This window comes from Pediococcus siamensis (assembly GCF_047220215.1).
GTDB lineage: Bacteria > Bacillota > Bacilli > Lactobacillales > Lactobacillaceae > Pediococcus > Pediococcus siamensis.
Map to the genome: position 1 here is coordinate 1,698,803 of NZ_CP178375.1, position 13,993 is coordinate 1,712,795.

General features: G+C 40.5%; 12 protein-coding genes and 1 pseudogene. 2 read left to right on the top strand and 11 right to left on the bottom strand.

What is annotated here, in order from left to right; genetic code table 11:
* Positions 1–14: 14 nt before the first annotated feature.
* From ACLJJ6_RS08325 to ACLJJ6_RS08365, 9 genes and pseudogenes are all read right to left on the bottom strand, one after another.
* Positions 15–1,118 carry an ABC transporter ATP-binding protein gene (locus ACLJJ6_RS08325; protein WP_412988906.1) on the bottom strand — a complete coding sequence of 368 codons (1,104 nt, stop codon included), beginning with the start codon at positions 1,116–1,118 and terminating at the stop codon, positions 15–17.
* An 89-nt stretch (positions 1,119–1,207) separates the two neighbouring features.
* On the bottom strand, positions 1,208–1,864 hold the full coding sequence (locus ACLJJ6_RS08330; protein WP_412988908.1) for a hypothetical protein: 657 nt from the start codon (positions 1,862–1,864) through the stop codon (positions 1,208–1,210).
* 20 nt (positions 1,865–1,884) lie between these two features.
* Positions 1,885–2,697: a carbohydrate ABC transporter permease gene (locus ACLJJ6_RS08335; RefSeq protein ID WP_412988910.1), complete on the bottom strand. Its 813-nt coding sequence runs from the start codon at positions 2,695–2,697 to the stop codon at positions 1,885–1,887.
* The gene (locus tag ACLJJ6_RS08340; RefSeq protein ID WP_412988912.1) at positions 2,697–3,557 is read right to left on the bottom strand and encodes a carbohydrate ABC transporter permease; all 861 of its coding nucleotides are present in this window, start codon (positions 3,555–3,557) and stop codon (positions 2,697–2,699) included. The genes ACLJJ6_RS08335 and ACLJJ6_RS08340 overlap by 1 nt, the downstream gene beginning before the upstream one ends.
* 22 nt (positions 3,558–3,579) lie before the next feature.
* A complete protein-coding gene (locus ACLJJ6_RS08345) occupies positions 3,580–4,872 on the bottom strand; it encodes an ABC transporter substrate-binding protein (protein ID WP_412988914.1) in 1,293 nt (430 codons plus the stop codon).
* Between the two features lie 127 nt (positions 4,873–4,999).
* Entirely contained in the window at positions 5,000–6,280 is a 1,281-nt protein-coding gene (locus ACLJJ6_RS08350) for an alpha-amylase family glycosyl hydrolase (RefSeq protein WP_412988916.1), read from the bottom strand.
* Positions 6,281–6,291: 11 nt separating this feature from the next.
* Positions 6,292–6,831, bottom strand: coding sequence for an alpha amylase C-terminal domain-containing protein (locus ACLJJ6_RS08355; protein ID WP_412990458.1), 540 nt, complete (start codon positions 6,829–6,831; stop codon positions 6,292–6,294).
* Positions 6,832–7,956, bottom strand: a pseudogene (locus ACLJJ6_RS08360) (alpha-amylase family glycosyl hydrolase); the annotation flags it as partial. It lies immediately after the preceding gene.
* A 92-nt stretch (positions 7,957–8,048) separates the two neighbouring features.
* Positions 8,049–9,008: a LacI family DNA-binding transcriptional regulator gene (locus ACLJJ6_RS08365; protein ID WP_412988918.1), complete on the bottom strand. Its 960-nt coding sequence runs from the start codon at positions 9,006–9,008 to the stop codon at positions 8,049–8,051.
* A gap of 211 nt (positions 9,009–9,219) precedes the next feature.
* On the opposite strand from ACLJJ6_RS08365, the gene ACLJJ6_RS08370 reads away from it, so the two are divergent.
* A complete protein-coding gene (locus tag ACLJJ6_RS08370) occupies positions 9,220–10,410 on the top strand; it encodes an acetate/propionate family kinase (protein ID WP_412988920.1) in 1,191 nt (396 codons plus the stop codon).
* A 104-nt stretch (positions 10,411–10,514) separates the two neighbouring features.
* Here the strand turns inward: ACLJJ6_RS08370 and ACLJJ6_RS08375 are convergent, their stop codons facing one another.
* Both ACLJJ6_RS08375 and ACLJJ6_RS08380 read right to left on the bottom strand, forming a co-directional pair.
* Positions 10,515–10,703, bottom strand: a complete 189-nt coding sequence (locus tag ACLJJ6_RS08375; protein ID WP_412988922.1) for a hypothetical protein — start codon at positions 10,701–10,703, stop codon at positions 10,515–10,517.
* Positions 10,704–10,748: 45 nt separating this feature from the next.
* Positions 10,749–12,092, bottom strand: coding sequence for an MATE family efflux transporter (locus ACLJJ6_RS08380; protein WP_412988924.1), 1,344 nt, complete (start codon positions 12,090–12,092; stop codon positions 10,749–10,751).
* 373 nt (positions 12,093–12,465) lie between these two features.
* Here ACLJJ6_RS08380 and ACLJJ6_RS08385 point away from each other — a divergent pair, with 373 nt between their 5' ends.
* Complete coding sequence (locus ACLJJ6_RS08385; RefSeq protein ID WP_412988925.1) at positions 12,466–13,923, top strand: NCS2 family permease; 1,458 nt, start codon at positions 12,466–12,468, stop codon at positions 13,921–13,923.
* Positions 13,924–13,993: the final 70 nt, after the last annotated feature.

Genomic DNA, 13,993 nt, shown 5'->3' on the forward strand with positions numbered 1-13,993 from the left:
CTTTTAAATTCAATCTAAATAATTGCTTCTTCGGTTTCGTCATCAAAGTAATGTGCTTTAGTCATTTCAAATGCCATCTTTAATTTATCGCCAGGTTCGTGGTAATCACGAGAATTTACTTTAGCAATAAAATCAGTTGTCCCTGTCCGAGAATACAGCATCGATTCCGAACCAAGCAATTCAGAGACTTCTACCGTCGCATCAATAACAGCATCTGGGAAGGTTTGTAGCGCAACTTCCTCAGCATGAATATCTTCAGGTCGAATTCCTAAAGTAACCTTTTTACCTTCGTAACCCTTAGCGCGTAGCACCTTTAATTGTCCTTCAGGAATGGCTATTCTCAAACTTTGTTCCCCTACTGCATAGCCATTTTCAATGTTGACTTCAAAGAAGTTCATTGCAGGTGATCCCATAAATCCAGCCACAAACTTATTGACTGGTTTGTTATAGAGATCCGCTGGGGTGCCAACTTGTTGTATACGCCCTTCATTCATAATCACAATTCGATCAGCCATCGTCATTGCTTCAACCTGGTCATGCGTAACATAGATAAAATTACGCCCCAAGCGCTGATGAAGCTGTGCAATTTCGGTCCGCATTTGAACCCGTAACTTCGCATCCAAGTTAGAAAGTGGCTCATCAAGCAGGAATAACTTTGCGTCACGAACAATTGCGCGTCCTAAAGCAACTCGTTGTCTTTGACCACCAGAAAGCGCGGCCGGCTTACGTTTTAAGTAATCTGTTAGGCCAAGAATTTTAGCTGCGTTTTCGACTCTTTTCTTAGTATCTGCCTTATCGTTCTTACGAATATTCAACCCGAAAGCCATATTATCGTAGACCGACATATGTGGATAAAGTGCATAGTTTTGGAAAACCATCGCAATATCACGATCTTTAGGGGCAACTTTATTCATAACCTTGCCGTCCATCTTAAAATCGCCTTTGGTAATATCTTCCAAACCCGCTATCATACGCAATGTGGTGGATTTACCACATCCGGAAGGCCCAACAAAGACTATAAATTCACCATCATTTATAGCTAAATTAATGTCACTAGCTGAATAGTCAGTATTGCCTTGATAGCGTTTATAAATGTGATCTAAATTTATTTGTACCATTCGAAACGCCCCTCATTTAATTTTTTTGACTTTCAGTAATAATAGGAAACCTATTAACCAATCTAGATGTGGTAACTCACATCCCAAAGTCAATCATTCTTTTCTACTCTTCCGCCTAACAAACGATATGCAACAAAAACCGAAAGAGAAATACTACCAATTACAATTAAAAATGCTAATTGTAAAACAAAATTTAAAAGTAACAACGCGATAAAAATTAAAGTTACGACCAGAATTTTAAGTGGATAAGCAACACAAATTTCCGAAAATGATTTTGTCGATCGCGTCCCCAATTGAAAACTTTTTACAATAAAAGCTGCAAAGAGAATTAGCGAACTCGTCAGCACAAACATATGGGGTAAGACGTTTCCAAAGAACAATTTATTCAAAAATATTAGAACGCCAAAACTAGCACCTATTTCAAGATTCGTTCTTACATAGCGCAACATCTTAAACCAATTTGTAAATTGCGTTCTTAGAAAATTGCCATTCCCATTGACTTGCCAATCCATAACAGTTGCAAACGCAGCTATGACACTAGGAACTGTAAAAATTATCAACATTGCCGTCAAAACGAGATTAATGATGAAAAAATTAACGTTTAAATCTAAACTCCCCAAAATAATCATCATGAGAATTACAGGAAAATTAATCAAAAACCAAGCAAAATTTATTGAGAAAAGCGACCACGCCCAGTTTCCAGCTGCAAGTAGCTTTTGACCACCCTTTGTCTTTAAATTAATCATCTATAATTCCATCTCCTTAATTATTTAACAGCACCATCTGTAACTCCCTTGATAATCCACTTCTGGGCTGCTAAGTAAAATACAATAACTGGGATGATCGATAACGTAATTCCTGCTAACGCTAAATGCCATTGCTTTGTATATTCTCCAAAGAAGTTGAACATTTGCAAAGGAATTGTGTATTGAATCTGTGGTAAAACCAGTGACGGGAGTAGATAATCATTCCAGATTGCAATGATATTTAAAATTGCAACCGTGACTGTCATCGGACTCAGCATTGGGAAAATCACTTTGTAGAAGATTTGCCATCTGCTAGCCCCTTCCATTTCAGCGGCTTCGTCCATCGCAAACGGAATGCTAGAAAGCGTTCCTTGGTAAAGGAAAATAGACAAACTACAATCAAATCCCAAATACATAAACATTAATCCATACATATTCAACATATGAACAGCACCAAAGTTGGCGGTCAACGGAATCATGACCGACTGGAACGGAATGAGCATTGCCGAAATGAACAATAATAACAAACCGCTGCTTAGTTTACTGTGATTACGCTGCAGCGCATATGCTGCCATCGAAGAACACAGGATAATCAATAAAACACTGCAAACTGTAATAATTAATGAATTTGTCAACGAACCGACGAAATCCAATGCCTTAAAGGAATTGACATAGTTCGCACCAGTCGATGGATGCGGTAACGATAATACGGAAGCAAAAATACCTTTTGGTGTTTTAAAAGAGTTCGTGACAATCATATAAAACGGGAACAGCCAGAGAAGTCCAACTAGAATCCCCAAAATCGCGATGGCACGTGTACTTTTTTTGCTCATTACAGATCCACCTCCCGTTTCCGGTTATAAAAGACCTGAATTAGTGAGATTGCAGCAACAATAACGAAGAAGACAATCGCTTTAGCTTCTGCCAGCGAGAAATTGCTAGAATTATAGGCTGTATTAACAATATCCATGGCTAACATCTGTGTTGAATTGTATGGACCACCACCTGTTAATGAAAGGTTTTGGTCATAAATTTTAAATCCATTCGATAATGTTAAAAACATACATACCGTAAATGCCGGTGCAATCATTGGGAAAGTAATCTTTGTGAATCGTTGCCAGGCTGACGCACCATCAATTTCGGCAGCCTCAATAATTTCTTGCGGAATATTTTGCAAATAAGCAATGTAGATAATCATAATGTATCCACTCATTTGCCAAACGGTGACAATAACTAATCCCCAAAATCCAGTATGTTCATTGGTCAGCCAGTTCTGCAACCATCCCCAATGAAGGGCTGTTCCAAGTGCATTGAACCCCTGGGTGAAAATGAACTGCCAAATGAAACCTAAAATTAAGCCTCCGATCATATTAGGCATGAAAAAGATTGTACGTAAAAAGTTACTTCCTTTGAACTTTTGTGTGACTAAAAGTGCTAACCCCAATCCAATTACGTTAAGCGCAATGACGGTAACGATTACAAACGCGACGGTAAACCAAAAGGCGTTAACAAACGCCTTATCGTGAATCAACGTAATGTAATTTTGAAATCCCACCATTTTGGTAAATGACAATCCATCCCAGTCAGTAAAGGAATAGAACAGCCCTTCTAACATAGGAATAAACACAACCAAGGCTAACGCAACGAGGGTTGGCGTCAAAAACAGCCAAAATGAAAGACTACGATTTTTCATGTTACATTACCCTCTTTTATTATTAGTTCGAACTTGCTTGTTGTTTCTTCCAACCATCCTTCATATTCTGAACGGTCTTTTCCCAACTCTGTTTACCAGAAAGATATTTCTGTAGATTTGGTTGTGCAACATCTGGATCCCATGAAGTACCAGTGTATCCTGGGAATGCCCAACCAATGGTCTTGTTTTCATTTGTGTACTTAAAGACAACTTGTGTCAAAGCATCAGGCATCTTGAAGCTGCTGTATCCTTTATAAGCAGGTACAAAGTGTAATGTATTTACAACATCTTTCTTTCCTGCTTTAGAAGTATATAACCAATCCAAGAAATCTTTAGCAGCTTTTTGTTCTGCTGATGATTTTTGCTTGTTAACTGCCCAGTATAGAGAAGTGCCAACTGGTAATTTTCCTTCTTCGCCTTTAACAGGGATTGGAATCATCCCAACGTTATTTTTAGCAAAGTTCTTATCAATTTGTTCAATTGTTGGATAAATCCAATCACCTTGCTGAATCATAGCTGCTTTTCCTTGTGAGAAGTATTGGTTAACTTGTGCAGAGTAGTCCATCTGCATAACCGGTTTAATAGAATAAGTGCTTTGTAAATCGAGCATTTCTTTCATATCAGCATTCTTTGTAAATGGCATTGTCTTTGATTTGTAGAGTTTTAAAGCATTGCCGTTGAAATCTTGACCAATGTACAAGTTTGCTAAATGGTCTGACATAATCCAAGCTTCTTTACCAGGAAGTGCAAAGACACCTTTAATGCCTAATTTGCTCTTCTGTGAGTCGATCTTTTTAACAGCAGCCTTTAATTTTGCAACTGTTGTTAAACTATTTGGATCTACGCCAGCTTCTCTAAATACCTTTTTGTTATAAACGAAGCCGTAACCTTCAACGTTGAATGGCAATCCAACAGTCTTACCATCTGTTTTAACCGCATCAAGCGTCCCCGGTTGTGCTGCTTTTGCCGCTTTTGTATCTGATAAGTCAGCTTCATGTGATTTAAACTGTTGTACATCCGCTGGTCCAGCTAAACTGAAAATCGTTGGCGCATTACCAGATGAAATTCGTGTTTTGAGCACTGGATCATATTGCGTACCACCACCAATGGAAGTAACTTCGATCTTGACGTTGGGATGAGATTTTTCATACTGCGAAGCAATTTTTTTGAATTGCTTATTATTCTCAACCTTCCCTTGCAAAATGGTAATTTTAACATTTTTCTTTGCAGAACTGCTGCCGCAGGCTGCTAATGTTAAAGCTGCTCCTGCAACCATTGTGACAGTTGCAAGATGTTTCCAAAACTTATGACTCATGATAAGAACCTCCCTGTAAATTTTTTATTTCGTCCTTACGCATTTCATTGTACGCAGGCCAATCAATGTTATGCAAGCGCTTTCGAAGCGTTACCGGTAACAGCTTTTTCCTTAAATAATTTACATTTTAATTTTCTACGATAATCGGGCTCCCCGTCACATGAATAATACCGTTTCTTACAGTGATCGTTTTATTGTCAAATAGATTATGATATTCACCATCATCCAATGTTGTTTTGACGATGCCTCCTTTGCTTTGTAATGAAAAGATACCTAACCGTTGTGCCTCTTTTTGCTGGTAAGTGACAGCCACAATATCGTTGCCCTCATCGTGAACTTGATAGGTTCCGGTGACTTGAATTTCATCTTGACTCAATTCATGCATGCGCCTAATTAACGGTGATAAATCAATTTGCCGCTTCCAGCTCAACTTATCTTCGTCAAATAAACTTGGTGTGTGTGTTAACCCAAATTCTTGACCGGCATAAACTAACGTGGCACCCTTTTGGAACTCAGAAAATGCTGCCCAGTTAATTAAGTCATTTTCATTTGCAATGATTTTGTGTGCACGTTCATGATCATGGTTTTCAAGGTTACGCATTTTAATATAATTTGCCGGATACATCAGGTCTTGATGATTTAAGACATTGACGTATGTAGCAAGACTAGTCTTCCCATTCAAATAGTCATGCCAGTCCTGATCAATATCGTAGTCGTAGGCCAGATCAAAAGCACGATAAATTTCTCCATCGGACGAGATCCAAAAGCCCTTACCACGTATTTCACGGATGTAGTCACCACCTGTTGACTCCGCCAGCCAAACAAAATTAGGGTGGACTTTTTCAACTTCTTTACGAGCCGCCAGCCAAAAAGGTAACGGCACTTGCGGCGCGACATCACAGCGAAATCCGTCAGCCACCGCTGCGTACTGTTTCAAAGTTTCAATTTGGTAATCCCATAAGTCATGATTCCCATAGTCAAGTTCCGCGACGTCAGACCATTCAGGATTTTTGTTATACAGATTGCCCTGTTCATCATGTAAAAACCACTCTGGATGCTGCTTTAACAGAACAGAATCACGTGAAGTGTGATTATACACAATATCGATCATTAATTTCATCCCTAACTGATGAATCTGATCTGCCAAATGCTGGAAATCTGTCCACGTTCCTTGTGCAGGATCGATCTTTCGATAATCTTGAATGGCGTAAGGTGAACCCAGCTTCCCCTTTCGCGCAACTTTCCCCACTGGATTAATAGGTAATAACCAGACAAAGTCAGTTCCTAATGTTTTGATTCGCGGCAAGTCAGCCTCTAAAGCTTTTAGTGTGCCTTCTGCAGTATGATTCCTTACAAAAACGCTATAAATTTGTATTTTTCTTAAGTTAACATTGGTATCATCAGCCATTCCTAATCCTCCTAATTTTCTTCAATCACGATACTGCCGTTTGCTTCCATAGTCACCACATTATCAACCAGTGAATTCGCCTTATTTGCCAACAATGTGTGCACGACTTTCAATGTCGGCAAGCGATAACGAACCGTTGCAGATGAAAAATTCACCACTACAAAAGCCTTTTTCCCCTTGTATTCCCTTTCAAACGCAAAAACATCTGCGGCTGAATCCAATAAAAGATAACTGCCTTCCGCAAAAAGTGGCAGAGTCTTAATTTTTAAAACAGCTTGATAGAATGCCAGTAAGCCTGCAACATCGCCTTTAGCCTGCTCAACAGACTGCTGACCATGACTAGCCCAATTCCACGGATGGTGGTTTGAAAAGCCCATATACTTATCATCTGTTTGCCATTGAAAAGGACCACGAGCTGTCATTTCATCTTGTTGATTTAGCAATTGCAGAATTTGTTCGTCTTGATAGCCCTTTTTTTGCATAAAGCCGATTAAATCCAGGGCCCGTTGATCTTGAAAATCTCGTAGTTTACTAAAATGTAAATTGCGCATGCCAATCTCTTCACCATAGTAAATAATCGGTATTCCGCGTTGTAAGTACATACAGATGGCCAATGCTTTGGGTAAGTCTGAGTTAGCTTCATCAATGTTTAAACGATCCAAGACCCGACTAATATCGTGGTTTCCCCACGTTAAAATTGGATAACTGATCTGTGCTAAAACTGCCTCCTAGACAGAAAAGGTTTGTTTTAATCGGCTAATATCTAATTGACGGGGTTGAAAAAACATGGGAATTTCAGGATCAGCTAGTGGGTAAATTTCACCGTAATTATCTGAAGTCACCACAGCATCGCACCCGTCTTGATTAGGGCGGGTGTATTCGGCCGCTTGGTAAGCGTCAGCTGAGGACGCCTCGCCCAAGAAAAACACGTCTGATTTATAGGCTTTTACCGATTTAATAAAATCGCACAGATAATCTTTGACTTCCGGCAGATTCGCATAGAACGATGAGTCCACAGGAAATTCTGCCGAAGTATTTAAGATATTCTGCCCAAAATTGGCTTTAGCAATGTGAATAAAGGCATCTAAACGAAAACCATCAACACCCTTATCCACCCAAAACTTTGCAATATCAGCCATCGATTTTCTAACCTCAGGGTTTCGCCAATTTAGATCCGGCATTTTTTTATCGAACACGTGGCAATAGTATTCAGAACCCCCGTTAGGATCCGGTTCCCACACACTACCGCCAAAAAACGACCCCCAATTATTTGGACGTTTACCATCATTCTCACGCCAAATATAATATTCGCGAAAAATACTTTCTTTATTTGTAATGGCATCTTGAAACCACGGATGCTGATCTGAGGTATCATTAATTGGCAAATCCAAGAGTAAGTGCATGTTCCGTTTGTGAATCTGATGCACCATTTCCTGAAAGTCCTCGATAGTGCCTAAATGAGGGTCAATTGCGAAATAATTAGAAACATCGTAGCCATTGTCAATTTGTGGCGAAACAAAAATTGGATTTAGCCAAATTGTATTTGCACCTAATTTTTGAATGTAGTCTAATTTTTCCGTAATCCCGCGAAGATCACCGATGCCGTCATTGTTTGTATCTTTAAAACTCTTTGGATAAATTTGGTAGATAATTGCCTTTTCGTACCATCTGTCCATCACAGCTCCTCCTTCCTGAAACCCTTTTCATCTGACAGCATAAAAAATAAGCCTTCTAATTACAAGGCTTATTGGAAATGTTACCGGTAACATTATTTAACATTGTCGCAAATGGTTCCCCCCATACTAATTTGCGGTTCAAACATCAGTGAACCTGCTGTATCAATATGATTGACGATTTTATCTAACAGTTTTTCTCCACAGGCCATGCCCATTTCTACAATTGCTTGCTTGACTGTTGTGATTTGTGGAAAAGCAACCTGATTCAAAAAGACCCCGTCAAACCCCGTTACACCATAATCGCTAGGGATTAGTCCTCCGCAACTTTCAATTCCACGTTCTGCCCCTAAAGCCAAGCGATCTGAAGCACAAATAAAACACGTATCTGGTTCAAATTTTGACCAATTATCAATCACAAATTGCTGTGAGAGATGGCTGTGATTATCAAAACGATGAATTTCAGGCAACATTTGGTGTTCTTGTAACAACTGCAAGTATCCGGCCTCACGTGAATACTCAAAAGATTCGCGGGTATCCATCCCAATAAAAATGAGACGTTTGTAACCTCTTTTTAAGGCCAGATTTGAAATCATAAACGTGCCTGCCTTATTATTCGTATCCACATAGTCAAAACCAAAGCGATTTTCCCCAAAAATGACTAGTGGTTTTTTCAATTCACCGATCCAGTCAAAGTCTTTTTTCCGCATACCGGTTACAACGTACCCATCACAGTTACCAATATCAAAGTTCCGCCGGGTAACTAATTGCAATGAATATTGACGTGCATCCAACGCGCGCGCAATGCCAATCAGTAAATTCATATAGTAAGGTTCAGTTGTATCAATATCTTCCAAAACGCAAAATTTAATAATGCGTGTACTATTATTCACCAATGCCTTAGCAGCAACATTCGGATGATAATCCACTTCCCGCATCGCTTGGTAAACGAGTTGTTTTAAATCATCTGTGACTTTATCCGGATGATTAATTACTCTTGAAACGGTCATTTTGGACACATTTGCAAGTTTTGCGACATCATTTAAAGTTGCCATTCAGCATCTCTCCCCTTTACCTTTTTATCACGATTATTTTCATTATACCAAGTAAGCCCTTTCCAAACCTATCAATTTTCAAAATTTTTTTAGTCCAAATTAGTTTAATAACAATTCCTTACGGCCGCGTGAATTTGTGCTACACTTTTATTTGTAATGAAGAAAACGAAAATCTCACAAAAGTCTCAATATAATTAGGAGTGTGTACATTTTGAAAAAGGTATTAGTTATTAATGCTGGTAGTTCTTCCTTAAAATGGCAGCTTTTTGACCTCGATACTTTATCGCTCGTCAATAAAGGCCTGATGGAACGGATGCAGACCCCCGAAGCCGTTTTTACTATCGTGCGTAACGGTGAAAAATTTACGCAACAAATTGCGAACCTGACTTATCAGCAAGGTGTCGAGTTGCTGTTTGACCAATTAGAACATCTGCATCTCATCCAAGGTGTGCAAGACATTGCCGCTGTTGGCCACCGTGTTGTTGCGGGTGCCACTATTTTTAAGCAGCCCACTCAGATCACTACAGCTAATTTGAACCAGTTAAAGGCGTTAAATAAATACGCACCTTTACACAACCCAGTTCAAGTCGAATGTATCGAAACACTCATGAACGTCTTGCCCGATTCAACGCCGCAAATTGCTGTTTTTGATAGTCAATTCTATCTCAACATGCCTGATCGCAATGCGCTGTACGCCATCCCCTATGAGGACTCGCAAAAGTTCCACATTCGTAAATATGGTGAACACGGCATCAGTCATGAGTATATTCTGCACGAAACAGCACGCTTTTTAAACCGGGACTATCACGATTTGCGGCTGGTAACGTTGCATTTAGGTGGGGGTTCTTCCATCACTGCCAGCAAGGACGGCAGGCCAGTAGATACTTCCATGGGATTTACGCCTCTAGAGGGACTACCCATGGGCACCCGTTCAGGTTCCGTTGATCCCGCTGTGGTCCCATTTCTCATGAATGAGTTGCATCTTGATGCCAATCAAGTGATTGACACCTTCAACGAAAAGTCTGGCTTACTGGGTGTTTCAGGAATTTCTGCTGATATGCGCGATATTGTCGCTAATAAAGAAACAAATCAGCGTGCCCGTTTAGCTTATGACATGCTGGTCAGTTCCGCCGTCAAATATATTGGCGGTTATTACACCGAACTGGGCGGATTGGACGCCATCACATTTACGGCGGGTATCGGCGAACATTCTAACGTGTTGCGAACCGATATCATCAATCGCCTGGCTGTGCTGGGAATCAAAATAGACGAACAACGTAATACGGACGGTCATGGTATCCGGGTCATCAGTACTGATGATTCAACGGTGAAGGTTTTAATGGTACCCACCAACGAAGAACTAGCCATTGCGAAAGCTGTTAAAAAGCTGACGGTAAATTAATTTTCCTTCGTCGCTAAACTAGTCATGGTAATAGAATGTTAAACAAAAAAGTGATCACCTAACCTTTGAGAACTCTTCCCAATTTGGTTAGGTGATCACTTTTTTTATTTTCTTCGGTCCCGTTCATATTTATACAGGTAAGCACCAGTGTAGCCAAATGCCAGGATCCCTAAAATGCCAACCCAAAAGCGGTCAGACAGACTCCCCTGGATAATCTGATTGATGACGACACCAATCAAACCAATAATAATTAAAATATCAAGCCCTAAAAGAATAATTGTCGAAAATTTCATTGCGTTCTCCTAATGTGTGTGTTTATCATCCGAAATTGGAATTTGTTACTTCAATCCATTTGCTCCCCGAAGATTACGAATCGTTCTAAAGAATGACACTACTAAAACGGCGTTGGAAGCTAACCAGGCCAGTGGGTTCGCGAAACACGCACTCACAAAGCCGAACATTGGCACCATCACTGCCCCGATAAAGATTCTAGAAATCAGCTCCGCGACACCTGCCATCGTTGGCGCAAAACTTTGCCCCAGTCCTTGCAGGGCATACCGGACTACAAACAAGATTGAAAGTAAAAAGTAGCCGGTGCTCACAACCCAAAAGTACATCTGAGCGAGCTGCGTGACATGGGGTTCCGAATTTCCAATAAAGAGGTTCACCAGTGTGTGACTATTCAGAATAATCACTGCTGCAACGATAATACTGTAACCAATCGTCACGGTTAAACACTGCCGAATGCCCACGAGAATTCGGTCGTATTTTTTGGCTCCAAAATTTTGCGCCGTAAAGGTTGCCATCGTAATACCCAGCGACGCCATCGGTTGGGTAGCCAGCTGGTCCACTTTACCGGCCGCCGTATAAGCAGCAATCGATTGGGGTCCCAATTCATTTAAAGAAACTTGTAAGATAATTGACCCAATGGCAATGATCGACGCTTGAAAGCCCATCGGTAACCCAATTCGCAGTTCTTCGCGTACCAATTTGTAGTCAATTTTCATATCCGCTTTCGTCACGTTTAATTCTGGAATGTGTCGTTCGATATACCAAATACACATAATGCACGAAACTAATTGTGCCACCACTGTTGCAATCCCGGCACCAGCAATACCCATGTGCAGGCCGATGATTAAAACAATATCTAAGACAACATTTAAAACGGCCGCAATGATCAAGAAAACCAACGGTGTGCGACTATTGCCCAACGCACGCAACATATTGGAAAACAGATTAAAAAACATCGTGACCGTTACCCCGGCAAACAAGATACTAATGAAAGTCTCGGCACCGTTTAAGAGAACTTGTGGCGTCTTCATCACTTGCAGCAACGGGCGCGCCAAACTGACACTCAACACGGTCAAAATCAGGCTCATCCCCGCACATATCCAGATACTGTTCGCAAAACTCGCTTTCACACCCTTCAGATTACCGTTACCAAAGTGCTGGGCCGTAATGATAGACAAGCCAGTCGTCATCCCTTGGGCAAACCCAATAATTAAAAAACTAAGTCTACCAGTAGCTCCAACGGCTGCTAGTGCATTAACGCCAACGGCCCGACCAACAATTAATGTATCGGACATTGTATAAATCTGTTGAAAAATATTACCTAAAAATAAAGGAATACTAAAAAAAATAATCCCTTTGATCGGACTTCCCTTAATGAGTGAACTGTCCATTTATTACACCTCGTCTAATCGTCAGTTCGCGTGACTAACGATTCCCCCTATTTAGTCGTTTTTTTTGAAGATTGAAGCCAATTTTCTTTAAGGCATGCAGGTCTTATCAATCTTTCTAGTTTTATTCATACTATAACGCACCGATTCAAATTTCAACGCACACCCGCAACTTTTTTCTTTTTTTGTGGTGAGACCGTTATGGTTAAGTTCGTTTTTTATTATATCAATCGGCTTTGAAATTCATTTGGTTCATGCTTTATCGTAAAAACACGAACTTTTATCGATATTTTTTTGTTTTTTTTCGTCTTCCGTGTGGAAATCTCTTTTTAAAACGGTTATGATAAGTGTACATCATAAGAAAAGAGGAAATTTCATGTCAAAGTTTTTTGATTTAGAGAAGAACGGAACCACTGTTTCAACTGAAGTTGTTGCCGGAATTACCACATTTTTTGCCATGTCTTATATCCTATTTTTGAATCCTGAAATTCTTAGTCAAACCGGAATGCCAGCTCAGGCGGTTTTCTTAGCTTTAATTATCGCCTCTGTAACCGGGACTTTAGTTATGGGCCTATTTGCCAATGTGCCCTATGCGCTAGCTCCCGGCGTTGGTCTGCAAGCATTCTTCACCTATACCGTTGTCATGTCTTTAGGGTTCACATGGCAAGAAGGTTTAGCACTTGTCTTTTTCTGTGGTGTCATTAATATCATTATTACCATTACAAAGATTCGAAAAATGCTGATCACTGCAATCCCTGATACTATTCAGCTAGCTATTAGCGGCGGGATTGGTGTCTTTATTGCCTACCTGGGGTTAAAAAATGCAAATTTACTGCAATTCTCTAGTGACTCAAGTAACCTTGTTTCCATTAATAATCAAGTCTATAGCACCGCGGCGACGCACTTTGCGCATGGCGTGACTAGCGTGGTCACTGGCGGTGGCATTACGCCTGCTTTAACGACATTCAATAATCCCAGCGTAAATTTAGCCCTCATCGGCATTGTCCTCACCGTTATTCTCCAAATCAAGAAGGTCCCAGCCAGTATTCTAATTGGGATCATCGTCACTACTTTAATCGGGATTCCCATGGGTGTCACTAATTTACATATTTCTAGTGCCAATTCTTTAGTCAATTCGATCGCTGCGCTAAAAACGACCTTTTTAGCAGCTTTCTCGTCTGAAGGAATGGGCGCTTTATTTACCAGCGGACACCGCCTAATTTTAGTATTTATGACAATTCTTTCCTTTAGTTTATCTGATATCTTTGACTCATTAGGTACCTTCATTGGAACTGGGCGGCGGACCGGGATCTTTTCTGCTGAAGATGAACGTGAACTAGAAGACAAACCAGGTTTATCTTCCAAATTGGATCGCGCCCTTTTTGCCGACTCCATTGCCACAGGTGTAGGCTCACTCTTTGGAACCTCTAATATTACGACTTACGTGGAAAGCTCCGCTGGCATCGGTGCCGGCGGTCGAACCGGTCTCACCAGTGTTGTTGTGGCAATTCTCTTCTTATTAAGCAGTTTTGCTTCACCATTACTTTCCGTCATCCCCGATGCTGCCATTGCACCCGCTTTAATCATCGTTGGAATCATGATGATGAGTTCCTTCCAAAAAATTAACTGGTCGAACTTTAACGAAGCCGTGCCAGCTTTCATGGCTTCCATTTTCATGGCTTTTAGTTACAACATTACGTACGGCATTGCAGCCGGATTTATTTTCTACTGTCTTGTTAAGACGATCACTGGCGAAGCTAAACAGGTGCACCCGCTGATCTGGATTGTTTCTGCTTTATTTATCCTTAACTTCACGGTGCTTGCCATCGCCTAGCTTTTGAAAAATTGGCAATAATAAAAAGTCGTTCGCCAAATGGAGGAACGACTTTTTCTCGTCTGAGCAA

Bases quoted from the DNA above. Each gene is read 5' to 3' on its own strand.
- ACLJJ6_RS08325 (WP_412988906.1), bottom strand. From the start codon at position 1,118: ATGGTACAAATAAATTTAGATCACATTTATAAACGCTATCAAGGCAAT.
- ACLJJ6_RS08330 (WP_412988908.1), bottom strand. From the start codon at position 1,864: ATGATTAATTTAAAGACAAAGGGTGGTCAAAAGCTACTTGCAGCTGGA.
- ACLJJ6_RS08335 (WP_412988910.1), bottom strand. From the start codon at position 2,697: ATGAGCAAAAAAAGTACACGTGCCATCGCGATTTTGGGGATTCTAGTT.
- ACLJJ6_RS08340 (WP_412988912.1), bottom strand. From the start codon at position 3,557: ATGAAAAATCGTAGTCTTTCATTTTGGCTGTTTTTGACGCCAACCCTC.
- ACLJJ6_RS08345 (WP_412988914.1), bottom strand. From the start codon at position 4,872: ATGAGTCATAAGTTTTGGAAACATCTTGCAACTGTCACAATGGTTGCA.
- ACLJJ6_RS08350 (WP_412988916.1), bottom strand. From the start codon at position 6,280: ATGGCTGATGATACCAATGTTAACTTAAGAAAAATACAAATTTATAGC.
- ACLJJ6_RS08355 (WP_412990458.1), bottom strand. From the start codon at position 6,831: ATGCGCAATTTACATTTTAGTAAACTACGAGATTTTCAAGATCAACGG.
- ACLJJ6_RS08365 (WP_412988918.1), bottom strand. From the start codon at position 9,008: ATGGCAACTTTAAATGATGTCGCAAAACTTGCAAATGTGTCCAAAATG.
- ACLJJ6_RS08375 (WP_412988922.1), bottom strand. From the start codon at position 10,703: ATGAAATTTTCGACAATTATTCTTTTAGGGCTTGATATTTTAATTATT.
- ACLJJ6_RS08380 (WP_412988924.1), bottom strand. From the start codon at position 12,092: ATGGACAGTTCACTCATTAAGGGAAGTCCGATCAAAGGGATTATTTTT.
- ACLJJ6_RS08385 (WP_412988925.1), top strand. From the start codon at position 12,466: ATGTCAAAGTTTTTTGATTTAGAGAAGAACGGAACCACTGTTTCAACT.